Source organism: Citrobacter sp. EC_71, assembly GCF_019584005.1.
Taxonomy (GTDB): domain Bacteria; phylum Pseudomonadota; class Gammaproteobacteria; order Enterobacterales; family Enterobacteriaceae; genus Citrobacter; species Citrobacter werkmanii.
Map to the genome: position 1 here is coordinate 149,612 of NZ_VDAY01000008.1, position 21,240 is coordinate 170,851.

A 21,240-nucleotide genomic window follows, 5' to 3' on the forward strand; every position below is an offset into this window, starting at 1 on the left:
ATGTTTGTGATCAAAATCTTATTTTGTTGTGCATGCCATTCAGGTCGCGCTTTTAATAATTTCAAAAAATCTCTTCACTAAATAACTTGTGAACCATCTAACGGTTTTTTATTTATTAATCTTATATGTCACAACTATTTCTTTGTTAAATTTAGGATAAAAATGATAATGAATTGTTTTTGTCATATTTAATCTTTGCCACAGAAACGAAGAAGTAGCGTGAACGATAACTTACGGTGATGATAAAAGTGACAGGCGGACTTTCTGCGCCAGAACGTTTAATGCAATGCGTTGGTCAATGGGGTGCGTTTTCGCTTCCAGTTGAGATAGTTACATCTTGGTGTTAATTATAAGTAAAAATAAAATGAATAAATTGTATGAAATAACTATTCCACGCCTTGCCAAACAAAAAACTGTGAGCTACCCAGCAATAGTGACTCTTTATCTGCTATCAATTTTGTCTGCCTGAGCGGTTAAAAGACCGTGTAGATTTAAATAAATATTCTATCATTTGTAGTAACGACAAATACTCATTGAAAAACATGTCGTTAACATGATGTTCACTAGTCACTGTAGTGTTAAACACCATTAACAATAAATTTGAAAATTGATTTAAATCAAAGTTTAAAACTTGGAAAACAACACAAAAAGAGGTTAAATTGCCGCAGATCAAATTGGTCTGAGAGTGATAAATTAGCTATAAATTGATCACTATCGAAAAATGCAAATTTGCCTCGATAAAAACCTGTTTATTGTAAGGATTTTACGGCGTAATATAATTGCGGGATCAATTTGAGTGTTTTATTAACATGTTTGTAACTTTTCATCATTGTCGTTTCTTCAAATGAGAAGAATGAACAGCGGCGGAAGGAAGCAGATAAATTTGTATTGGGGCATGCGTGTGACCCTTTCTAACGGGGTTCACTCTCGGAGTCTTCATGCGATGAGCAAGGAGTCATGATGTTAGATATAGTCGAACTGTCGCGCTTACAGTTTGCCTTGACCGCGATGTACCACTTCCTGTTTGTGCCACTGACGCTCGGTATGGCGTTCTTGCTGGCCATTATGGAAACGGTCTACGTCCTTTCCGGCAAACAGATTTATAAAGATATGACCAAGTTCTGGGGCAAGTTGTTTGGTATCAACTTCGCTCTGGGTGTGGCTACCGGTCTGACCATGGAGTTCCAGTTCGGGACTAACTGGTCTTACTATTCCCACTATGTAGGGGATATTTTCGGTGCGCCGCTGGCTATCGAAGGTTTGATGGCCTTCTTCCTCGAATCCACCTTTGTAGGTCTGTTCTTCTTCGGTTGGGATCGTTTGGGTAAAGTCCAGCATATGTGCGTCACCTGGCTGGTGGCACTGGGTTCTAACCTGTCCGCACTGTGGATTCTGGTTGCGAACGGCTGGATGCAAAACCCAATCGCCGCGGATTTCAACTTCGAAACCATGCGTATGGAGATGCTGAGCTTCTCCGAACTGGTGCTCAACCCGGTTGCCCAGGTGAAATTTGTTCACACGGTGGCATCGGGGTATGTCACTGGCGCGATGTTCATTCTTGGCATCAGTGCTTATTACATGCTGAAAGGCCGTGACTTTGCGTTCGCAAAACGCTCCTTCGCGATTGCTGCCAGCTTTGGTATGGCGGCTGTGCTGTCTGTTATCGTGCTGGGTGATGAATCCGGTTACGAAATGGGCGACGTACAGAAAACTAAACTCGCCGCTATTGAAGCTGAGTGGGAAACTCAACCTGCTCCTGCTGCGTTTACCTTGTTCGGTATTCCCGACCAGGATAAACAAGAAAACAAATTTGCGATTCAAATTCCTTATGCGCTGGGCATCATTGCCACCCGCTCTGTTGATACACCGGTCATTGGGCTGAAAGACCTGATGGCGCAGCATGAAGAGCGTATCCGTAACGGGATGAAGGCGTATCAGCTGCTGGAAGAATTGCGTGCGGGGTCAACCGATCAGGCTGTTCGTGACCAGTTCAACAGCATGAAGAAAGATCTGGGTTATGGTCTGCTGCTGAAACGCTATACGGACAACGTCACCGACGCAACCGAAGCGCAAATTCAACAGGCAACGAAAGATTCTATTCCTCGCGTTGCGCCGCTGTATTTCGCTTTCCGTATCATGGTGGCGTGTGGCTTCTTGCTGCTGGCCATTATTGCGCTTTCCTTCTGGAGCGTCATTCGTAACCGCATCGGTGAGAAAAAATGGCTGCTGCGTGCCGCGCTGTACGGTATTCCACTGCCGTGGATTGCTGTAGAAGCAGGTTGGTTTGTCGCCGAATATGGCCGACAACCATGGGCAATCGGCGAAGTATTACCAACGGCGGTGGCAAACTCATCGTTGACAGTAGGCGATCTGCTGTTCTCCATGATCCTGATTTGTGGCCTGTATACCCTGTTCCTGGTGGCAGAATTGTTCTTAATGTTCAAGTTTGCGCGCCTCGGCCCGAGCAGCCTGAAAACCGGTCGCTATCACTTTGAGCAGTCCAATGTGACTTCTCAGCCGGCACGCTAAGACAGGAGTCGTCAAATGATCGATTATGAAGTATTGCGTTTTGTCTGGTGGCTGTTGGTCGGCATTCTGCTGATTGGTTTTGCGGTCACTGATGGCTTCGACATGGGGGTGGGCATGCTCACCCGTTTCCTCGGTCGTAATGATACCGAGCGTCGAATTATGATTAACTCCATCGCTCCGCACTGGGACGGTAACCAGGTTTGGCTCATCACCGCGGGTGGCGCTCTGTTCGCTGCCTGGCCGATGGTGTATGCCGCTGCGTTCTCTGGTTTCTATGTGGCGATGGTTCTGGTACTGGCGTCTTTGTTCTTCCGTCCGGTCGGTTTTGATTACCGTTCCAAGATTGAAGACACTCGTTGGCGTAACATGTGGGACTGGGGCATTTTCATTGGTAGCTTTGTTCCGCCGCTGGTAATTGGCGTGGCGTTCGGTAACCTGTTGCAGGGCGTACCGTTCCATATCGATGAGTACCTGCGTCTGTACTACACCGGTAACTTCTTCCAGTTGCTGAATCCGTTTGGTCTGCTGGCAGGTATCGTGAGCGTTGGGATGATCATCACCCAGGGTGCAACCTACCTGCAGATGCGTACGGTTGGTGAACTGCACCTGCGTACGCGTACCACCGCGCAGGTAGCGGCGCTGGTGACTCTGGTCTGCTTCGCGCTGGCCGGCGTGTGGGTGATTTACGGTATTGACGGTTATGTTGTGACCTCTGCAGTGGATCATCATGCCGCCTCTAACCCGCTGACCAAAGAAGTGGCGCGCGTTGCTGGCGCATGGATGGTGAACTTTAATAATGCACCTGTCCTGTGGCTGGTTCCTGCACTGGGCGTGGTTCTGCCGCTGTTGACCATCCTGACTTCTCGTATGGAGAAAGGGGCATGGGCGTTCGTCTTCTCCTCACTGACGTTAGCCTGCATCATCCTGACTGCCGGTATCGCAATGTTCCCGTTTGTGATGCCATCCAGCACCATGATGAACGCGAGTCTGACCATGTGGGATGCGACTTCCAGTCAGCTGACGCTGAACGTGATGACCTATGTGGCACTGGTGTTTGTACCGATCATTCTCATCTACACCACCTGGTGTTACTGGAAAATGTTTGGTCGCATCACCAAAGAAGATATTGAACGTAACACCCATTCTCTGTACTAAGTAAGGAGCTAAATATGTGGTATTTCGCATGGATTCTGGGAACGCTTCTTGCCTGTGCATTTGGGATAATCACAGCCCTGGCGCTTGAGCACGTTGAATCAGGCAAAGCCGGACAAGAAGAAAGCTGATGATCAACCTTATCGCGATGGTTTATGCGGTAATGGACAAGCGCCCCTTGCGGGCGCTTTCCTTTGTGCTGGCAATCGTGTTGGCTGGCTGCATATTCTGGGACCCGTCACGTTTCGCGGCCAAAACCAGTGAGCTTGAAATCTGGCATGGTTTTCTGCTGATGTGGGCTGTCTGCACTGGCATCATTCACGGCGTTGGCTTTCGTCCTCGCGCGGTGCACTGGCAGGGCATCTTCTGCCCGCTGATCGCGGATATCGTCCTCATTGTTGGTCTGATTTTCTTCTTCTTTTGAATAAGAAACATCCTTAAATATTTATGGGCTTGCATAAGCCCATAATTTTTTACTCTCCGTTTACTTTCCCCCATTCCAAAGCACCATTCCCGCGCGTATAGTAGCGAAGTTTGAAAGCACTAACCTTTTGTTGCATTACCGGGATGTACAGTGAAGACAGCGCGATATACAACGACATTCTTGATGCATCGCGGCGGCAAAAACGCGAGTCACCAGGCGCTTACCAGGGTAAGCAACGGGTGTGAGTGGACGAAGCCAACAAAGAGGCAGTAAGAATGAATAAGTATATGTTTCGATGGCCGGTTCGTGTCTACTATGAAGACACCGATGCCGGTGGGGTGGTTTACCACGCCAGCTACGTCGCTTTTTATGAAAGGGCACGCACAGAGATGCTGCGTCATCATCACTTCAGTCAGCAGGTGCTGCTGGCAGAACGCGTAGCTTTTGTGGTACGCAAGATGACTCTTGAGTATTTTGCGCCTGCGCGGCTCGACGATATGCTCGAAGTCCAAACCGAAATTACGTCAATGCGTGGCACCTCATTGGTTTTCACGCAACGCATTGTCAACGCAGAGAACGCCGTGCTGAATGAAGCCGAAGTTCTGATTGTTTGCGTTGATCCACTCAAAATGAAGCCTCGTGCGCTTCCCAAGTCTATTGTCGCGGAGTTTAAGCAGTGACTGACATGAATATCCTTGATTTGTTCCTGAAGGCAAGCCTTCTGGTTAAACTTATCATGTTGATTTTGATTGGTTTCTCAATCGCATCCTGGGCCATTATTATCCAGCGGACCCGTATTCTGAATGCCGCTTCACGTGAAGCAGAAGCATTTGAAGACAAGTTCTGGTCTGGTATTGAATTGTCACGCCTGTATCAGGAAAGCCAGGGGCGTCGTGATAATTTGGCGGGGTCGGAACAAATTTTCTATAGCGGATTCAAAGAATTTGCGCGTTTGCACAGGGCAAATAGCCACGCGCCGGAAGCGGTCGTTGAGGGGGCATCCCGTGCGATGCGAATTTCGATGAACCGTGAACTGGAAACGCTGGAAACGCATATTCCATTCCTCGGCACCGTCGGCTCCATCAGTCCGTATATCGGTCTGTTCGGAACCGTTTGGGGGATCATGCACGCGTTTATCGCGCTGGGCGCGGTAAAACAGGCAACGCTGCAAATGGTCGCACCGGGTATCGCGGAAGCGCTGATTGCAACGGCTATCGGTCTGTTTGCGGCAATCCCTGCGGTTATGGCTTACAACCGACTGAATCAGCGCGTGAACAAGCTGGAACTGAATTACGACAACTTTATGGAAGAGTTCACCGCGATTCTGCACCGCCAGGCGTTTACCGTTAGCGAGAGCAACAAGGGGTAAGCCATGGCCAGAACGCGTGGACGAGGTCGTCGCGAACTTAAGTCCGAAATCAATATTGTACCGCTGCTCGACGTACTGCTGGTGCTGCTGCTGATCTTTATGGCAACCGCGCCGATCATCACCCAGAGCGTGGAAGTCGATCTGCCGGATGCGACCGAATCGCAAGCCGTCAGCAGTAACGACGAACCTCCGGTCATTATTGAAGTTTCCGGCATTGGGCAATACAGCGTGGTGGTTGAAAAAGATCGTATGGATCAACTGCCGCCGGAGCAGGTTATCGCGGAAGCGAAAAGCCGCCTGCAGACCAATCCGAAAACGGTCTTTTTAATCGGTGGTGCGAAAGACGTGCCTTATGATGAAATAATTAAAGCGCTGAACTTGTTACACAGTGCAGGCGTAAAATCGGTTGGCTTGATGACGCAGCCAATCTGATGTCTGCGTATTGCTGGCTTGAAAGATAGCGCGTAACAGGCGAACAGTTTTTTGGGAACCGAGAGTGTCAAAGGCAACCGAACAAAACGACAAGCTCAAAAGGGCGATAATTATTTCAGCGGTGCTGCATGTCATTTTATTTGCAGCGCTGATCTGGAGTTCGTTCGATGAGCATATTGATGCTTCAGCCGGCGGCGGTGGCGGTTCGTCCATCGACGCCGTTATGGTTGATCCTGGTGCCGTTGTGCAACAGTACGACAGGCAGCAGCAACAGCAGGCAAGTGCGAAACGTGCAGAAGAGCAGCGTGAAAAACAGGCGCAGCAGCAAGCTGAGGAACTTCGCGAGAAGCAGGCGGCTGAGCAAGAGCGACTGAAGCAGCTGGAAAAAGAACGTTTAGCCGCGCAGGAAAAAGTGCGCGAACAGGCGGAACAGCAGAAACAGGCTGAAGCTGCCGCCGCGAAAGCGCAAGAGCAACAGAAACAGGCTGAAGAAGCTGCGGCGAAGGCTGCTGCAGACGCGAAGGCCAAGGCGGATGCACAGGCGAAACAAGCGGCAGATGCCGCGAAGAAAGCCGCTGCGGACGCACAGAAAAAAGCTGAGGCTGAAGCCGCTAAAGCCGCCGCTGATGCGAAGAAAGTTGCCGAAGCACAAGCCGCTAAGGCTGCCGCAGACGCCGCGAAGAAAGCCCAGGCTGAAGCTGCTAAGCAAGCTGCAGCAGAAAAAGCTGCCGCCGAAAAAGCAGAAAAAGCCGCTGCCGCAAAAGCTGCAGCCGCTGAAAAAGCGGCGGCTGAAAAGAAAGCCGCTGCGGAAAAAGCCGCTGCAGACAAGAAAGCAGCCGCTGATAAAGCAGCTGCTGACAAGAAAGCTGCGGCAGATAAAGCCGCTGCTGCGAAAAAAGCGGCTGCTGAGAAGGCCGCTGCGGCTTCTGGCGTTGACGACTTGTTGGGTGACTTAAGCTCCGGTAAGAATGCGCCGAAATCAGGTGGTGGAGCGAAAGGAAACGGTCAACCGGCGAAAGATAGTGGTACAAGTGGTGCAAATGGCGGCGCATCTGGCGCTGATATCAGTGCTTACGCCTCTCAAATTCGTAATGCGATCCAGAGCCGTCTGTATGGTGCTGATTTGTACGCGGGTAAATCTTGCGTACTGCATATTAAGTTAGCACCCGATGGTCTGTTACTGGATGTGACCGAAGAGGGCGGCGATCCGGCATTGTGCCAGGCCGCGCTGACGGCTGCGAAAACAGCCAGAATTCCTAAACCGCCTAGCCAGGCTGTTTATGAAAAAGTAAAAGATGCCAAACTGGACTTTAAACTGTAATAACAACCCCTGAGAAATCGGGGGAAACAGTCTAAGGTTGAGACAGAGTTCTGGTAGTTTTGTGTATTTGAGTTTGTTAACATTCTGCTAAATTATCGTGGGCGTTCCGTCCAGATAAGGGAGATATGATGAAGCAGGCATTACGAGTAGCATTTGGTTTTCTGATGCTGTGGGCAGCAGTGCTGCATGCAGAAGTACGTATCGAGATCACCCAGGGGGTGGACTCGGCACGCCCGATTGGCGTTGTCCCATTCCAGTGGGCAGGGCCGGGTGCTGCACCTGAAGATATCGGTGGTATCGTAGGCGCTGACCTGCGTAACAGCGGTAAATTTAACCCATTAGACCGTTCTCGTCTGCCACAGCAGCCGGGCACCGCGGCGGAAGTTCAACCTGCCGCATGGTCTGCGCTGGGTATTGATGCCGTCGTGGTCGGGCAGGTAACGCCGAATCCGGATGGTTCCTACAGCGTGGCTTATCAGCTGGTTGATACCGGCGGTGCGCCGGGTACCGTACTGGCGCAGAACACCTATAAAGTGAACAAGCAATGGCTGCGTTATGCAGGTCATACTGCCAGTGATGAAGTGTTTGAAAAACTGACCGGTATTAAGGGCGCATTCCGTACCCGTATCGCGTATGTTGTTCAGACCAACGGCGGTCAGTTCCCGTACGAATTGCGCGTATCCGACTACGATGGCTACAACCAGTTCGTGGTACACCGTTCTCCGCAGCCGCTGATGTCTCCGGCGTGGTCACCGGACGGTTCTAAACTGGCTTACGTGACCTTCGAAAGCGGCCGTTCTGCGCTGGTTATTCAGACGTTGTCTAACGGCGCTGTTCGTCAGGTCGCTTCTTTCCCGCGTCACAACGGGGCACCGGCGTTTTCTCCGGATGGCAGCAAACTGGCGTTTGCCCTGTCTAAAACCGGTAGCCTGAACCTGTACGTCATGGACATTGGTTCCGGTCAGATCCGTCAGGTGACGGATGGTCGCAGCAACAACACGGAACCAACTTGGTTCCCGGACAGCCAGAATCTGGCCTTTACGTCTGACCAGGCCGGTCGTCCGCAGGTATACAAAGTTAATGTCAACGGCGGTGCTCCGCAGCGTATTACCTGGGAAGGTTCGCAAAACCAGGATGCGGATGTGAGCAGCGACGGTAAATTTATGGTAATGGTAAGCTCGGCTAACGGTCAGCAACACATTGCCAAACAAGATCTGGTAGCGGGTGGCGTACAAGTTCTGTCGTCAACGTTCCTGGACGAAACGCCAAGTCTGGCACCTAACGGCACTATGGTAATCTACAGCTCTTCTCAGGGGATGGGATCCGTGCTGAATTTGGTTTCTACAGATGGGCGTTTCAAAGCGCGTCTTCCGGCAACTGATGGTCAGGTTAAATTCCCTGCCTGGTCGCCGTATCTGTGATAATAAATAATTGATTAATAAAGGAATCATTGAAATGCAACTGAACAAAGTGCTGAAAGGGCTGATGATTGCTCTGCCTGTTATGGCTATTGCGGCGTGTTCTTCTAACAAGAACGCCAGCAATGACGGCAGCGAAGGCATGCTGGGTGCCGGCACTGGTATGGATGCAAACGGCAGCGGCAACATGTCTTCTGAAGAGCAAGCGCGTCTTCAGATGCAGCAGCTGCAGCAGAACAACATCGTTTACTTCGATCTGGACAAGTACGATATCCGTTCTGACTTCGCTGCAATGCTGGATGCGCACGCTAACTTCCTGCGTAGCAACCCGTCTTACAAAGTCACCGTAGAAGGTCATGCGGACGAACGTGGTACTCCTGAGTACAACATTTCCCTGGGTGAGCGTCGTGCAAACGCCGTTAAGATGTACCTGCAGGGTAAAGGCGTTTCTGCTGACCAGATCTCTATCGTTTCTTACGGTAAAGAAAAACCTGCAGTACTGGGTCATGACGAAGCGGCTTACTCCAAAAACCGTCGTGCCGTACTGGTTTACTAAGAGAATTGCATGAGCAGTAACTTCAGACATCATCTGTTGAGTCTGTCGTTACTGGTTGGCATAGCGGCCCCCTGGGCCGCTTTTGCACAGGCGCCAATCAGTAGTGTCGGCTCAGGCTCGGTCGAAGACCGTGTCACTCAACTCGAGCGTATTTCTAACGCTCACAGTCAGCTTTTAACCCAACTCCAGCAACAACTCTCCGATAATCAGTCCGATATTGATTCCCTGCGTGGTCAAATTCAGGAAAATCAGTATCAACTGAATCAGGTTGTTGAACGTCAGAAACAGATATTGCTGCAGATGAATAATCTTGGCAGCGGTGGCGCACCTGCGGCGCAGTCTGCGGGTGGGGATCAGAGCGGGGCGGCGACCCCTGCGCCTGATGCGGGAGCTGCGGCAACGTCAGGGGCTCCGGCACAAACTGGCGATGCGAATACCGATTACAATGCAGCAATCGCCCTGGTACAGGATAAATCCCGTCAGGATGACGCGATTGACGCATTTCAGAACTTCATCAAAAAGTACCCGGATTCTACTTACCTGCCAAATGCCAATTATTGGCTGGGTCAGTTGAATTACAACAAGGGTAAAAAAGATGATGCCGCGTTCTATTTCGCTTCGGTAGTTAAAAACTTCCCGAAATCACCTAAGGCTGCAGACGCGATGTATAAAGTCGGCGTCATCATGCAGGACAAAGGCGACACAGCAAAAGCTAAAGCGGTTTATCAGCAGGTTATCACTAAATATCCTGGCACTGATGGCGCGAAACAAGCGCAAAAACGCCTTAACGCGATGTAATGACCACCATGCGACCAGAAATCGTGTTATTTCTGGTCGCGTCGTGTGATTCCTAAGCAGTTGAGTTATTTACCTCGAAATTTTTGTTGCGCTAAAATCTGAAATCAGTAATATATGCCGCCGTTGCCAAGGGATATCAAACAGCCTGAAAGCAGCGAAAAAAGTGGGTCGTTAGCTCAGTTGGTAGAGCAGTTGACTTTTAATCAATTGGTCGCAGGTTCGAATCCTGCACGACCCACCACTAACTCAGTTAGTAAGTAGTATCCAGCGTAGTATCGGGTGATTAGCTCAGCTGGGAGAGCACCTCCCTTACAAGGAGGGGGTCGGCGGTTCGATCCCGTCATCACCCACCACTCGGGGCGTTAGCTCAGTTGGTAGAGCAGTTGACTTTTAATCAATTGGTCGCAGGTTCGAATCCTGCACGCCCCACCAACTTTAACATCGTACTCAGATGTTAAACGTGAAGGATAACGTTGCTTTAGCAACGGCCCGTTAGGGCGAGACGAAGTCGAGTCATCCTGCACGCCCCACCAATTCTTGGTGGTTCCGAGTAAAAATTTGTCAGTGACATCCGAGCGGGTCGTTAGCTCAGTTGGTAGAGCAGTTGACTTTTAATCAATTGGTCGCAGGTTCGAATCCTGCACGACCCACCATCCTGAAAGTATCAAGAAGTAAACCCCATAAGGGGGCGTTAGCTCAGTTGGTAGAGCAGTTGACTTTTAATCAATTGGTCGCAGGTTCGAATCCTGCACGCCCCACCAGTGTAAAAAGGCGCCCTAAAGGCGCCTTTTTGCTATGCACAGAATTAACGATTCGAACCTGCAGCAGGTTCGGGTCGAACGTAGTGAGACAACGGAGCCGTTTACGGCGACGGCCCGGAGGGCGAGCAAAGCGAGTCATCCTGCACGCCCCACCAGTGTAAAAGAGGGCGCTGGCGGCGTCTTTTTGCTATCTGCGATTTATAAGATTCGAACCTGCTTGCCTGATGCGCTTCGCTTATCAGGCCTACGGGTGCCAAATGTAGGCCGGATAAGTCGTCAGTCGCCATCCAGCACTCATCACATGCAATTATTGTGACTTTTCTGCGCTAATCCGCTATCTTGTTTAGCATATAAAACAAATCGAACCGAATATGGCGTGCGTCACGCTTTTAATCGGTTATTTCGTTAAGCTAGTAAAACGAGAAAGCAAGATGAGCGTGATGTTTGATCCTGAAGCAGCAATTTATCCGTTCCCGCCGAAGCCAGCACCGCTGAGTGTGGATGAAAAACAATTTTACCGTGAAAAAATCAAGCGCCTGCTAAAAGAGCGAGATGCTGTTATGGTCGCGCACTATTACACCGATCCTGAAATCCAACAGTTGGCCGAAGAGACCGGCGGCTGTATTTCTGATTCTCTGGAGATGGCGCGGTTCGGCTCAAAACATCCCGCTTCTACGCTGTTGGTTGCGGGCGTGAGGTTTATGGGAGAGACCGCCAAAATTCTCAGCCCGGAAAAGACCATCCTGATGCCGACCCTGCAGGCGGAATGTTCATTAGATCTGGGTTGTCCAATTGATGCGTTCAGCGCATTTTGCGACGCGCATCCGGATCGCACCGTGGTGGTTTACGCCAATACCTCAGCGGCAGTTAAAGCGCGTGCCGACTGGGTTGTGACCTCCAGTATTGCGGTTGAACTTATTGAGCATCTTGATAGTTTAGGTGAAAAAATCATCTGGGCCCCGGACAGACATCTGGGCAACTACGTGCAAAAACAGACCGGCGCAGATGTGCTCTGTTGGCAGGGGGCCTGTATTGTCCACGATGAATTCAAAACCCAGGCATTAACGCGTATGAAGGGGCTTTACCCCGATGCCGCCGTGCTGGTGCACCCGGAGTCACCTCAGTCCATCGTTGATATGGCCGATGCGGTCGGGTCAACCAGTCAGTTAATCAACGCAGCTAAATCGTTACCGCACCAGCAACTGATAGTGGCGACAGACCGGGGTATTTTTTACAAAATGCAGCAAGCGGTTCCGGATAAAGAGTTGCTTGAAGCGCCAACGGCTGGCGAAGGGGCAACCTGTCGCAGTTGCGCGCATTGTCCGTGGATGGCGATGAACGGCCTCAAGGCGATTGCTGAGGGTCTGGAGCAAGGGGGGTCTGCTCACGAGATACATGTAGATGCAGCGCTGCGAGAAGGTGCATTGCTGCCGTTAAACCGCATGTTGGAATTTGCGGCTACACTTCGGGCTTAAGTAATTTATTTGCTCTGGGGGAAAAGATGGACTTTTTTAGCACGCAGAACATTCTGGTACATATTCCGATCGGTGCGGGCGGTTACGATCTGTCGTGGATCGAAGCCGTGGGGACGATCGCCGGGTTATTGTGTATTGGCCTGGCGAGCCTTGAGAAAATCAGTAATTACGTCTTCGGACTGATAAACGTCACGCTGTTTGCGATTATCTTCTTTCAGATCCAGCTCTATGCCAGCCTGTTGCTGCAGGTTTTCTTTTTTGCCGCGAATATCTACGGCTGGTATGCCTGGTCCCGGCAAACCAGCCAGCATGAGGCAGAGCTGAAAATACGCTGGTTGCCGTTACCGAAAGCGATCGGTTGGCTGGCTGCTTGCGTGGTGGCGATTGGCCTGATGTCGGTCTATATCGATCCGGTGTTTGCTTTTTTGACACTTGTTGCCGTGAATATTATGCAGGGGCTGGGATTACAGGTGGCGGCTCCTGAGTTGCAACCCGATGCATTCCCGTTCTGGGACTCCTGCATGATGGTGTTGTCGATTGTGGCGATGATCCTGATGACGCGCAAATACGTTGAAAACTGGCTGTTGTGGGTGATCATTAACGTCATTAGCGTCGTGATCTTTGCTCTGCAAGGCGTATATGCCATGTCACTGGAATATATGATCCTGACGGTTATCGCCCTGAACGGCAGCAGGATGTGGATTAACAGCGCGCGTGAACGTGGTTCCCACGCGCTGTCCCATTAATGGTGATGATGTGCATGGCCGGACACGCCCTGATACAGGTGGCAGTCCGGCCCATTGCATGGCTGATATTCCATCTGGATCGTGGCGTGTTCAATCTGGTAGTGATGAATCAGGAAATGTTGAATACGCTCCAGCAGGGCGTCGTGATCGTGCGGCGGGACTACCTGCACATGCAGCGTCATGACCGGTTTTTCACCTACCATCCAGACGTGTACATGATGCACATTGCGAACTTCGGGGATATCCCGGCTGAGATGGCGCTGCAATGCGGCAATATCCAATGTAAGCGGAGCGCCTTCCAGTAATTCATTTACGCTATCTTTTAACAACCGCCAGGCGCTACGCAGTACCAACACGGAAACCAGAATCGAGAGAATCGGGTCCGCTGGCGTCCAGCCTGTCCAGATGATAATCAGCGCAGCGATGATTGCCCCAACCGAGCCGAGCAAATCGCCCATTACGTGTAGTGCTGCGGCGCGGACGTTAAGGTTTTTCTCTTCACTGCCGCGATGTAAAACCCAAAAAGCGAGCACGTTCGCCAGTAAGCCCGCGACAGCAATGATCATCATCATGCCGCCCGCTACGGGACGTGGCGTATGAAAGCGCTCAATCGCCTCCCAGACGATTAAAATGGTGATCACAACCAATGCGATAGCGTTAACAAACGCGGCTAATGTTGTGAGTCTCAACCAGCCGAAAGTGTGCCGTATAGTGGGTGGGCGTCTGGAAAACTGGACCGCCAACAGCGCAAATAGAAGCGCGGCGGCATCTGTGAGCATATGTCCGGCATCGGCCAGTAATGCCAGCGAGCCTGAAAGTACCCCACCCACCACTTCAACCAGCATAAATCCGGCTGTGATGCAGAATGCGAAAAGCAGTCTGCGGGCATTATTGTCCTTAGGTTGCTCAGGAGAAGTATGAGTATGTGAGTGCGCCATTATGCCATCCCTTTGTTATTCTCACCTTTACTGTATGTCATGATACCGTTTTTGGGATGATAAAATTAAAAAGGAGAGCTATTGCTCTCCCGTTATTAGCTTTATTTTCAGCGCTACTGGGTAGTACCGTCAGTTTTGGTGTCGGCATCATTATTGATGCCGTTTCCGGTCTCAACCTTCTTATTTACATCCGGGCAGTGCCCATCCTTACACATGGTGTTTTTATGCACCTCGTCTTTGGTCATTCCTTCATGGTTCATTGATGAACCGTCCGGATGCAGCATTGTGCCACCCGAATTCACATTGTTGTTATCGACATTATTTGGCGCAACGTTTTCGCGTGCGTCTGGCGCGACTTGACCGGCATCTGCCGCGGAATTTGCCTGGCCGTTATTCGACTGCGTGCTGGTGTCAGCTGCCAGTGCTGCGCCGCTGGCGAGGCTGAGTGTGGCCGTCAAAAAGAGTGAAGTCAGCTTTGTCATATGCATATTATGCTCCTGTTATGATAGAGATGTCGGATAACGTCTTCCAACAGTGCATGTGCCAATACATCAGCAGGACGTGGTTAAAAGTTTTGCTATAAAAATTATAACCAGCATAGAATCTTGAAATATATGAAAATTTAAGTTGTTGCAGTTATAAATTGTAGTCTTGATCTCTTTTTTCGCTACTTTATTGCGTTTTTTTGGCCTATTCCAGGATTAATCCGTCCAAAGTGTAAAACCCCGTTTACACTTTATGACTGAAGATATAGATTGGAGGGATTGCATTCATTTATATAAGTATGGCAACGCTGGAATAATCATGAATTATCAGAACGACGATTTACGCATTAAAGAGATCAACGAATTATTACCCCCGGTCGCACTGCTGGAAAAATTCCCCGCTACTGAAAATGCCGCCAATACGGTGGCGCATGCCCGTAAGGCGATTCATAAAATTCTCAAAGGCAGTGACGATCGTCTGCTGGTGGTGATAGGGCCGTGTTCTATTCATGATCCGGCAGCGGCTAAAGAGTATGCTGCTCGCTTGTTGGCGCTACGTGAAGAGTTAAAAGGCGAACTTGAAATCGTCATGCGCGTCTATTTTGAAAAACCGCGTACCACCGTAGGCTGGAAAGGACTTATCAACGATCCGCACATGGATAACAGCTTCCAGATCAACGACGGTCTGCGCATCGCCCGTAAACTGCTGCTGGATATCAACGACAGCGGTTTGCCAGCAGCAGGTGAGTTCCTGGATATGATCACCCCACAATATCTTGCCGATCTCATGAGCTGGGGCGCAATTGGCGCCCGTACCACAGAATCTCAGGTACACCGTGAGTTGGCGTCAGGTTTGTCCTGCCCGGTTGGTTTTAAAAACGGTACTGATGGCACCATCAAAGTCGCCATTGATGCAATCAATGCTGCCGGGGCGCCGCATTGTTTCCTGTCTGTCACCAAATGGGGTCATTCGGCGATTGTGAATACCAGCGGTAATGGCGATTGCCATATCATTCTGCGCGGCGGCAAAGAGCCGAACTACAGCGCTCAGCACGTTGCCGACGTGAAAGAAGGTCTGGTCAAAGCGGGGCTTTCTCCGCAGGTGATGATCGACTTTAGCCATGCCAACTCCAGCAAGCAGTTTAAAAAGCAGATGGATGTTGCGAAAGACGTTTGCGGACAGGTTGCCGGTGGGGAAAAAGCAATTATTGGCGTAATGATTGAAAGCCATCTGGTTGAAGGTAATCAGAACCCGGATAGCGGTGAACCACTGACCTACGGCAAGAGCATCACCGACGCCTGCATTGGTTGGGAAGATACCGATGCGGTGTTACGCCAGTTGGCGGAAGCGGTAAAAGCGCGCCGCGGGTAAGTTTTAATGCCTCTCTCATAGGCAAAAAGAAGCGCGGATAATCCGCGCTTTTTGTATTCTGCGAAAAAGTTACTTCGCTTTACCCTGGTTGGCAACGGCTGCGGCTTTTGCCGCGATCTCGTCAGCGTTACCCAGATAGTAGTGTTTGATCGGCTTAAAGTTTTCGTCGAACTCATACACCAGCGGTACACCGGTCGGGATGTTCAGTTCGAGGATTTCATCTTCGCCCATGTTATCCAGGTATTTCACCAGCGCACGCAGGGAGTTGCCGTGAGCGGCGATAATCACGCGCTCACCGCTTTTCATACGTGGCAGAATGGTTTCATTCCAGTAAGGAATCACACGATCGATGGTCAGCGCCAGGCTTTCGGTGACCGGCAGTTCTTTGTCAGTCAGTTTGGCATAACGCGGATCGTGACCCGGATAACGCTCGTCATCTTTGGTCAGTTCCGGTGGGGTAACCGCAAAGCCGCGACGCCATTGCTTAACCTGCTCATCACCGTATTTTTCAGCGGTTTCTGCTTTGTTCAGACCCTGTAGTGCGCCGTAATGACGCTCGTTCAGTTTCCAGGATTTCTCAACCGGCAGCCAGGCCTGATCCAGTTCATCCAGGACATTCCATAGGGTATGGATGGCACGTTTCAGCACAGAAGTATAGGCAAAATCGAAGCTATAGCCTTCCTCTTTCAGCAGTTTGCCTGCCGCTTTTGCTTCGCCTACGCCTTTCTCGGACAGATCAACGTCATACCAACCGGTAAAACGGTTTTCCTTGTTCCACTGACTTTCACCGTGACGTACCAGTACCAGCTTAGTTACAGCCATACACTCACTCCTATCAATCATATTTAATGATAATAATTCTCATTATATTGCCGTAATGAGTCAGCGGCAATGCTTACGCATAACCATAGCGAAAATAGCGCCATAGTGTAAGGTTCTTGTGAACTCAAGGTTGCGATTTTGTCTTTGGATGGTGGGCTTTTGAGCGGATTTGCTGTGGGAAACAAACAACAGGCCTGATAGATTTACGCTATCGGGCCTGTCAGGATGAACTGTCAGGCAGGAATAAACTGATATTCTGTCACGCTGGCATACTCTTCACCCGGGCGCAGGAAACAGTCCGGCTGTGGCCATTCCGGATGGTTCGGGCTGTCCGGCAGAAACTCACTTTCCAGCGCCAGACCTTGCCAGTCTTCGTAGGCCTCCGGCCCACGTGAAGGCGTACCGCCAAGGAAGTTCCCGGAGTAAAACTGCAATGCCGGAGCGGAGGTGTAAACCACCATCTGCAGTTTTTCATCCTGAGACCAAACATGAGCCGCCGGAGTCCGCGCATTGCCTTGTGCCTGGAGCAGGAAGGCGTGATCGTAACCTTTTACTTTGCGCTGATCGTCATCGGCCAGAAATTCGCTGGCGATGATTTTCGGGGAACGGAAATCAAAAGTGCTTCCGGCGACGGATTTCAGCCCGTCATGCGGGATACCCATTTCGTCTACGGGTAAATACTCGTCCGCCAGAATTTGCAGCTTGTGCTGGCGCACATCCGTTTTGTCACCATCGAGATTAAAATAGACATGATTCGTCAAATTTACCGGGCAGGGCTTATCAACCGTGGCACGGTAGGTTATCGAAATCCGATTATCGTCAGTCAGGCGATACTGCGCGGTGGCGCAAAGATTACCAGGGAAACCCTGGTCGCCATCGTCAGACGTTAAGGCAAACAGCACCTGACGGTCATTCTGATTCACTATCTGCCAGCGACGTTTGTCGAAACCGTTCGGTCCGCCGTGCAGTTGGTTATCACCCTGGCTTGGCAACAATTCAATGGTTGCGCCGTCAAAGGTATAGCGGCTGTTGGCGATACGGTTAGCGTAGCGGCCAATGGATGCCCCCAGAAACGCAGCCTGTTCCGGGTATTGCTCCGGACTGGCGCAACCGAGCAGGGCTTCGCGCACGCTACCATCGCTAAGTGGAATACGCGCAGAGAGCAGCGTTGCGCCCCAGTCCATGAGCGTGACCACCATCCCTGCGTCGTTACGCAGGGTAAGCAGGCGGAACGGCTGACCGTCGGGCGCCATTACGGGAATTTCGTTTAACATTGTCCGGCTCCTTGTGAAGGTTTGCAGACGTAAAATGTTTCTTTAATACCGGTTTTGGCTTCGTATTGTTCGGCGACAGCCTGCTGCGCGGCAGACACCAGATCTTGCGGGATCAGCGCCACAATACAGCCCCCGAAGCCGCCGCCAGTCATGCGCACACCACCTTTATCGCCGATGGTTGCTTTGACAATCTCAACCAGCGTATCAATTTGCGGCACGGTAATTTCAAAGTCATCGCGCATTGAAGCGTGAGATTCTGCCATCAGTTGACCCATGCGTAGCAGGTCGCCTTTTTCCAGCGCATTCGCAGCTTCAACGGTACGCGCATTTTCCGTGATCACGTGACGAACGCGTTTGGCGACAATCGGATCCAGTTCGTGAGCAACTGCGCTAAAGGTTTCAAAGCTGACATCACGCAAGGCAGGTTGCTGGAAGAAACGCGCCCCGGTTTCACACTGTTCGCGACGGGTGTTGTACTCGCTACCCACCAACGTACGTTTAAAATTGCTGTTGATGATTACCACCGCCACGCCTTCAGGCATGGAAACGGCTTTGGTGCCCAGCGTACGGCAGTCGATCAGTAGCGCATGATCTTTCTTGCCAAGCGCAGAGATCAACTGATCCATAATGCCGCAGTTACAGCCGACAAACTGGTTTTCAGCTTCCTGGCCGTTCAGAGCAATCTGCGCCCCGTCGAGCGGCAGATGATAAAGCTGCTGGAACACGGTGCCTACCGCCACTTCCAGCGAAGCCGAAGAGCTTAAGCCTGCACCCTGAGGCACATTACCGCTGATCACCAGATCCGCGCCGCCAAAGGCGTTATTACGCTTTTGCAGATGCTTCACCACGCCACGCACGTAGTTTGACCACTGCTGGCTGTCATGAGCGATTATTGGCGCGTCCAGAGAGAACTCGTCCATTTGATTATCGTAGTCAGCCGCGATAACGCGAACTTTTCTGTCATCGCGTGTCGCACAGCTAATCACGGTTTGATAGTCGATAGCGCAGGGCAGAACGAATCCGTCGTTATAATCGGTATGTTCGCCAATCAGGTTTACACGGCCCGGCGCCTGAATAGTATGAGTGGCAGGGTAGCCAAATGTTTCAGCAAACAGAGATTGTGTTTTTTCTTTCAGACTCATTATTTAAACTCCGGATTCGCGAAAATGGATGTCGCTGACCGCACGCAGTCGTTCAGCCGCTTGTTCTGCCGTCAGGTCGCGCTGGGTTTCCGCCAGCATTTCGTAACCGACCATAAATTTGCGCACGGTTGCCGAACGCAGCAGCGGCGGATAAAAGTGTGCGTGTAACTGCCAGTGTTGGTTTTCTTCACCGTTAAACGGCGCGCCGTGCCAGCCCATGGAGTAGGGGAATGAGCACTGGAACAGATTGTCGTAACGACTGGTCAGTTTTTTCAACGCCAGCGCCAGATCAGCGCGCTGTTCGTCGGTCAAATCGGTGATACGCAGAACATGCGCTTTCGGCAGCAGCAGCGTTTCGAACGGCCATGCCGCCCAGTAGGGCACGACTGCCAGCCAATGCTCAGTTTCAACGACCGTCCGACTACCGTCCGCCAGTTCACGCTGGACGTAATCAAGGAGCATCGGCGCGCCCTGTTCGGCGAAGTACGCTTTTTGCAGGCGATCTTCACGTTCGGCTTCGTTGGGCAGAAAGCTATTGGCCCAAATCTGTCCGTGAGGATGGGGGTTCGAACACCCCATTGCCGCGCCTTTATTCTCAAAGACCTGCACCCAGGGATAGGTTTTGCCTAAATCTGCCGTCTGTTCCTGCCACGTTTTCACGATTTCTGTTAGCGCAGGCACGCTGAGTTCCGGCAGCGTTTTGCTGTGATCGGGCGAAAAGCAAATCACGCGGCTGGTACCGCGCGCGCTTTGACAGCGCATTAACGGATCGTGGCTGTCCGGCGCGTCCGGGGTATCGGACATCAGCGCGGCAAAGTCGTTGGTAAAAACATAGGTCCCGGTGTAATCCGGGTTTTTATCGCCGGTAACGCGTGTATTGCCTGCACACAGGAAGCAGTCCGGGTCATGTGCGGGTAGAACCTGCTTAGATGGTGTTTCCTGCGCCCCTTGCCAGGGGCGTTTTGCACGATGCGGTGAGACGAGGATCCACTGCCCGGTGAGCGGGTTAAAACGGCGGTGTGGATGATCGACAGGATTGAATTGCGTCATGATTGATCCTTAATCCGTATATCCCTGCGGATGGCGTGACTGCCAGTGCCAGGTGTCTTGTGCCATTTCATCTAGGGTGCGAGTTACGCGCCAGTTGAGTTCGCGATCGGCTTTGCTGGCATCTGCCCAGTAGGCCGGAAGATCGCCATCACGACGCGGGGCAAAATGGTAATTCACCGGTTTACCGCAGGCTTTACTGAAGGCGTTGACCACATCCAGCACGCTGCTGCCGATGCCCGCCCCGAGGTTGTAAATATGCACGCCCTGTTTGCCCGCCAGTTTTTCCATCGCGGCGACGTGGCCATCTGCGAGATCCATGACGTGGATATAGTCGCGAACGCCGGTGCCATCTTCGGTAGGGTAGTCGTTGCCAAATATGGCAAGGGACTCGCGGCGGCCAACGGCAACCTGTGCGATGTAAGGCATCAGGTTGTTAGGAATACCTTGCGGGTCTTCACCCATATCACCTGACGGATGCGCGCCAACCGGGTTGAAGTAGCGCAGTAAGGCGATACTCCAGTCGGGCTGTGCTTTTTGCAGATCGGTCAGGATCTGTTCAACCATCAGCTTACTTTTGCCATACGGGCTTTGTGGTGTGCCGGTGGGGAAGCTTTCAACGTAAGGAATTTGCGGCTGATCGCCATAGACGGTCGCGGAGGAGCTGAAAATGAAGTTTTTCACGTTAGCGGCGCGCATGGCATTTACCAGACGCAGCGTCCCGTTGACGTTGTTGTCATAGTATTCCAGCGGCTTGGCAACGGACTCGCCAACGGCTTTTAACCCGGCAAAATGGATGACGGTGTCAATGGCATGATCGTGCAGAATTTCGGTTATCAGCGCTTCGTTACGGATGTCTCCTTCCACAAAGGTCGGATGCTTGCCGCCTAAACGTTCAATGACGGGCAGAACGCTGCGCTTGCTGTTGCAGAGGTTATCCAGGATCACTACCTCGTGACCGTTTTTCAGCAACTGCACGCAAGTGTGGCTTCCTATGTAACCGCTACCACCTGTAACCAATACTCTCATAATTCGCTCCGTTAAGCCTATGGTATGCAATAAACATAGCATAACAAAGATGCGAAAAGTGTGACATGGAATAAATTAGTGGAATCGTTTACACAGAGGCATTTTCACTCGTTTGCGTGAGTTGTTTTATTTTAAATCATTAGGTTAAGT

Annotated in this window: 21 protein-coding genes, 5 tRNA genes and 1 other RNA gene; 20 read left to right on the top strand and 7 right to left on the bottom strand. The window is 51.2% G+C overall.

The genetic code is table 11. The features are described from left to right. Positions 1-960: 960 nt before the first annotated feature. From cydA to pnuC, 19 genes are all read left to right on the top strand, one after another. A complete protein-coding gene (gene cydA / locus FHD02_RS11090; RefSeq protein ID WP_038638936.1) occupies positions 961-2,529 on the top strand; it encodes a cytochrome ubiquinol oxidase subunit I in 1,569 nt (522 codons plus the stop codon). A 15-nt stretch (positions 2,530-2,544) separates the two neighbouring features. Beyond that, complete coding sequence (cydB, locus tag FHD02_RS11095; RefSeq protein ID WP_042309685.1) at positions 2,545-3,684, top strand: cytochrome d ubiquinol oxidase subunit II; 1,140 nt, start codon at positions 2,545-2,547, stop codon at positions 3,682-3,684. 14 nt (positions 3,685-3,698) lie between these two features. Next, complete coding sequence (gene cydX, locus FHD02_RS11100; RefSeq protein WP_061381940.1) at positions 3,699-3,812, top strand: cytochrome bd-I oxidase subunit CydX; 114 nt, start codon at positions 3,699-3,701, stop codon at positions 3,810-3,812. Beyond that, the gene (gene ybgE, locus FHD02_RS11105) at positions 3,812-4,105 is read left to right on the top strand and encodes a cyd operon protein YbgE (protein WP_042309684.1); all 294 of its coding nucleotides are present in this window, start codon (positions 3,812-3,814) and stop codon (positions 4,103-4,105) included. The genes cydX and ybgE overlap by 1 nt, the downstream gene beginning before the upstream one ends. A 275-nt stretch (positions 4,106-4,380) precedes the next feature. Continuing rightward, the gene (gene ybgC, locus FHD02_RS11110) at positions 4,381-4,785 is read left to right on the top strand and encodes a tol-pal system-associated acyl-CoA thioesterase (RefSeq protein ID WP_061381938.1); all 405 of its coding nucleotides are present in this window, start codon (positions 4,381-4,383) and stop codon (positions 4,783-4,785) included. Beyond that, positions 4,782-5,474 (top strand): Tol-Pal system protein TolQ, encoded by a 693-nt coding sequence (tolQ, locus tag FHD02_RS11115; RefSeq protein ID WP_003022976.1) that lies wholly within the window; start codon positions 4,782-4,784, stop codon positions 5,472-5,474. Before ybgC ends, tolQ begins: the two co-directional genes overlap by 4 nt. A 3-nt stretch (positions 5,475-5,477) precedes the next feature. Beyond that, positions 5,478-5,906 carry a colicin uptake protein TolR gene (gene tolR / locus FHD02_RS11120; RefSeq protein ID WP_003022978.1) on the top strand — a complete coding sequence of 143 codons (429 nt, stop codon included), beginning with the start codon at positions 5,478-5,480 and terminating at the stop codon, positions 5,904-5,906. A gap of 64 nt (positions 5,907-5,970) precedes the next feature. After that, on the top strand, positions 5,971-7,227 hold the full coding sequence (gene tolA, locus FHD02_RS11125) for a cell envelope integrity protein TolA (protein ID WP_038638946.1): 1,257 nt from the start codon (positions 5,971-5,973) through the stop codon (positions 7,225-7,227). 128 nt (positions 7,228-7,355) lie between these two features. Next, a complete protein-coding gene (tolB, locus tag FHD02_RS11130; protein WP_038638949.1) occupies positions 7,356-8,648 on the top strand; it encodes a Tol-Pal system beta propeller repeat protein TolB in 1,293 nt (430 codons plus the stop codon). A gap of 34 nt (positions 8,649-8,682) precedes the next feature. Further along, positions 8,683-9,201, top strand: a complete 519-nt coding sequence (pal, locus tag FHD02_RS11135; RefSeq protein WP_006685431.1) for a peptidoglycan-associated lipoprotein Pal — start codon at positions 8,683-8,685, stop codon at positions 9,199-9,201. 9 nt (positions 9,202-9,210) lie between these two features. Further along, on the top strand, positions 9,211-9,999 hold the full coding sequence (gene cpoB / locus FHD02_RS11140; protein ID WP_061381936.1) for a cell division protein CpoB: 789 nt from the start codon (positions 9,211-9,213) through the stop codon (positions 9,997-9,999). A 165-nt stretch (positions 10,000-10,164) separates the two neighbouring features. Continuing rightward, positions 10,165-10,240 (top strand) — tRNA-Lys (locus FHD02_RS11145). A gap of 36 nt (positions 10,241-10,276) precedes the next feature. Further along, a tRNA-Val gene (locus FHD02_RS11150) sits at positions 10,277-10,352 on the top strand. A 3-nt stretch (positions 10,353-10,355) separates the two neighbouring features. Beyond that, a tRNA-Lys gene (locus tag FHD02_RS11155) sits at positions 10,356-10,431 on the top strand. A gap of 145 nt (positions 10,432-10,576) precedes the next feature. Then, positions 10,577-10,652 (top strand) — tRNA-Lys (locus tag FHD02_RS11160). Positions 10,653-10,684: 32 nt separating this feature from the next. After that, positions 10,685-10,760 (top strand) — tRNA-Lys (locus FHD02_RS11165). A gap of 22 nt (positions 10,761-10,782) precedes the next feature. Next, positions 10,783-10,915, top strand: a non-coding RNA gene (locus FHD02_RS11170) — RtT sRNA. 276 nt (positions 10,916-11,191) lie between these two features. Then, positions 11,192-12,235 (top strand): quinolinate synthase NadA, encoded by a 1,044-nt coding sequence (gene nadA / locus FHD02_RS11175; protein ID WP_137360338.1) that lies wholly within the window; start codon positions 11,192-11,194, stop codon positions 12,233-12,235. A 26-nt stretch (positions 12,236-12,261) separates the two neighbouring features. Then, complete coding sequence (pnuC, locus tag FHD02_RS11180; RefSeq protein WP_137360337.1) at positions 12,262-12,981, top strand: nicotinamide riboside transporter PnuC; 720 nt, start codon at positions 12,262-12,264, stop codon at positions 12,979-12,981. Here the strand turns inward: pnuC and zitB are convergent. Together zitB and FHD02_RS11190 are read right to left on the bottom strand one after the other, a co-directional pair. After that, positions 12,978-13,919 carry a CDF family zinc transporter ZitB gene (gene zitB, locus FHD02_RS11185; RefSeq protein WP_042309673.1) on the bottom strand — a complete coding sequence of 314 codons (942 nt, stop codon included), beginning with the start codon at positions 13,917-13,919 and terminating at the stop codon, positions 12,978-12,980. The two genes, pnuC and zitB, sit on opposite strands and share 4 nt — an antisense overlap. A 113-nt stretch (positions 13,920-14,032) precedes the next feature. Beyond that, positions 14,033-14,407 carry a YbgS-like family protein gene (locus tag FHD02_RS11190; protein WP_042309671.1) on the bottom strand — a complete coding sequence of 125 codons (375 nt, stop codon included), beginning with the start codon at positions 14,405-14,407 and terminating at the stop codon, positions 14,033-14,035. A gap of 316 nt (positions 14,408-14,723) precedes the next feature. Between FHD02_RS11190 and aroG the strand changes: the two genes are divergently transcribed. Then, positions 14,724-15,776 carry a 3-deoxy-7-phosphoheptulonate synthase AroG gene (aroG, locus tag FHD02_RS11195; RefSeq protein WP_038638968.1) on the top strand — a complete coding sequence of 351 codons (1,053 nt, stop codon included), beginning with the start codon at positions 14,724-14,726 and terminating at the stop codon, positions 15,774-15,776. A 69-nt stretch (positions 15,777-15,845) separates the two neighbouring features. On the opposite strand, the gene gpmA is transcribed toward aroG, so the two are convergent. The 5 genes from gpmA to galE all read right to left on the bottom strand — a co-directional run bounded on the left by gpmA (position 15,846) and on the right by galE (position 21,090). After that, positions 15,846-16,598, bottom strand: a complete 753-nt coding sequence (gene gpmA, locus FHD02_RS11200) for a 2,3-diphosphoglycerate-dependent phosphoglycerate mutase (RefSeq protein ID WP_042309669.1) — start codon at positions 16,596-16,598, stop codon at positions 15,846-15,848. A 233-nt stretch (positions 16,599-16,831) separates the two neighbouring features. Further along, the gene (gene galM, locus FHD02_RS11205; RefSeq protein ID WP_137371048.1) at positions 16,832-17,872 is read right to left on the bottom strand and encodes a galactose-1-epimerase; all 1,041 of its coding nucleotides are present in this window, start codon (positions 17,870-17,872) and stop codon (positions 16,832-16,834) included. Next, positions 17,866-19,014: a galactokinase gene (gene galK, locus FHD02_RS11210; RefSeq protein WP_137371047.1), complete on the bottom strand. Its 1,149-nt coding sequence runs from the start codon at positions 19,012-19,014 to the stop codon at positions 17,866-17,868. The genes galM and galK overlap by 7 nt, the downstream gene beginning before the upstream one ends. Before the next feature lie 3 nt (positions 19,015-19,017). Beyond that, a complete protein-coding gene (gene galT, locus FHD02_RS11215) occupies positions 19,018-20,064 on the bottom strand; it encodes a galactose-1-phosphate uridylyltransferase (RefSeq protein ID WP_038638980.1) in 1,047 nt (348 codons plus the stop codon). Positions 20,065-20,073: 9 nt separating this feature from the next. Next, positions 20,074-21,090 (bottom strand): UDP-glucose 4-epimerase GalE, encoded by a 1,017-nt coding sequence (gene galE / locus FHD02_RS11220; protein WP_038638984.1) that lies wholly within the window; start codon positions 21,088-21,090, stop codon positions 20,074-20,076. Positions 21,091-21,240: the final 150 nt, after the last annotated feature.

Bases quoted from the DNA above. Each gene is read 5' to 3' on its own strand.
- tolR (WP_003022978.1), top strand. From the start codon at position 5,478: ATGGCCAGAACGCGTGGACGAGGTCGTCGCGAACTTAAGTCCGAAATC.
- gpmA (WP_042309669.1), bottom strand. From the start codon at position 16,598: ATGGCTGTAACTAAGCTGGTACTGGTACGTCACGGTGAAAGTCAGTGG.
- galK (WP_137371047.1), bottom strand. From the start codon at position 19,014: ATGAGTCTGAAAGAAAAAACACAATCTCTGTTTGCTGAAACATTTGGC.
- ybgE (WP_042309684.1), top strand. From the start codon at position 3,812: ATGATCAACCTTATCGCGATGGTTTATGCGGTAATGGACAAGCGCCCC.
- cpoB (WP_061381936.1), top strand. From the start codon at position 9,211: ATGAGCAGTAACTTCAGACATCATCTGTTGAGTCTGTCGTTACTGGTT.
- zitB (WP_042309673.1), bottom strand. From the start codon at position 13,919: ATGGCGCACTCACATACTCATACTTCTCCTGAGCAACCTAAGGACAAT.
- tolB (WP_038638949.1), top strand. From the start codon at position 7,356: ATGAAGCAGGCATTACGAGTAGCATTTGGTTTTCTGATGCTGTGGGCA.
- FHD02_RS11190 (WP_042309671.1), bottom strand. From the start codon at position 14,407: ATGCATATGACAAAGCTGACTTCACTCTTTTTGACGGCCACACTCAGC.
- aroG (WP_038638968.1), top strand. From the start codon at position 14,724: ATGAATTATCAGAACGACGATTTACGCATTAAAGAGATCAACGAATTA.
- cydX (WP_061381940.1), top strand. From the start codon at position 3,699: ATGTGGTATTTCGCATGGATTCTGGGAACGCTTCTTGCCTGTGCATTT.
- pnuC (WP_137360337.1), top strand. From the start codon at position 12,262: ATGGACTTTTTTAGCACGCAGAACATTCTGGTACATATTCCGATCGGT.
- nadA (WP_137360338.1), top strand. From the start codon at position 11,192: ATGAGCGTGATGTTTGATCCTGAAGCAGCAATTTATCCGTTCCCGCCG.
- galT (WP_038638980.1), bottom strand. From the start codon at position 20,064: ATGACGCAATTCAATCCTGTCGATCATCCACACCGCCGTTTTAACCCG.
- pal (WP_006685431.1), top strand. From the start codon at position 8,683: ATGCAACTGAACAAAGTGCTGAAAGGGCTGATGATTGCTCTGCCTGTT.
- galE (WP_038638984.1), bottom strand. From the start codon at position 21,090: ATGAGAGTATTGGTTACAGGTGGTAGCGGTTACATAGGAAGCCACACT.
- ybgC (WP_061381938.1), top strand. From the start codon at position 4,381: ATGAATAAGTATATGTTTCGATGGCCGGTTCGTGTCTACTATGAAGAC.
- cydB (WP_042309685.1), top strand. From the start codon at position 2,545: ATGATCGATTATGAAGTATTGCGTTTTGTCTGGTGGCTGTTGGTCGGC.
- galM (WP_137371048.1), bottom strand. From the start codon at position 17,872: ATGTTAAACGAAATTCCCGTAATGGCGCCCGACGGTCAGCCGTTCCGC.
- cydA (WP_038638936.1), top strand. From the start codon at position 961: ATGTTAGATATAGTCGAACTGTCGCGCTTACAGTTTGCCTTGACCGCG.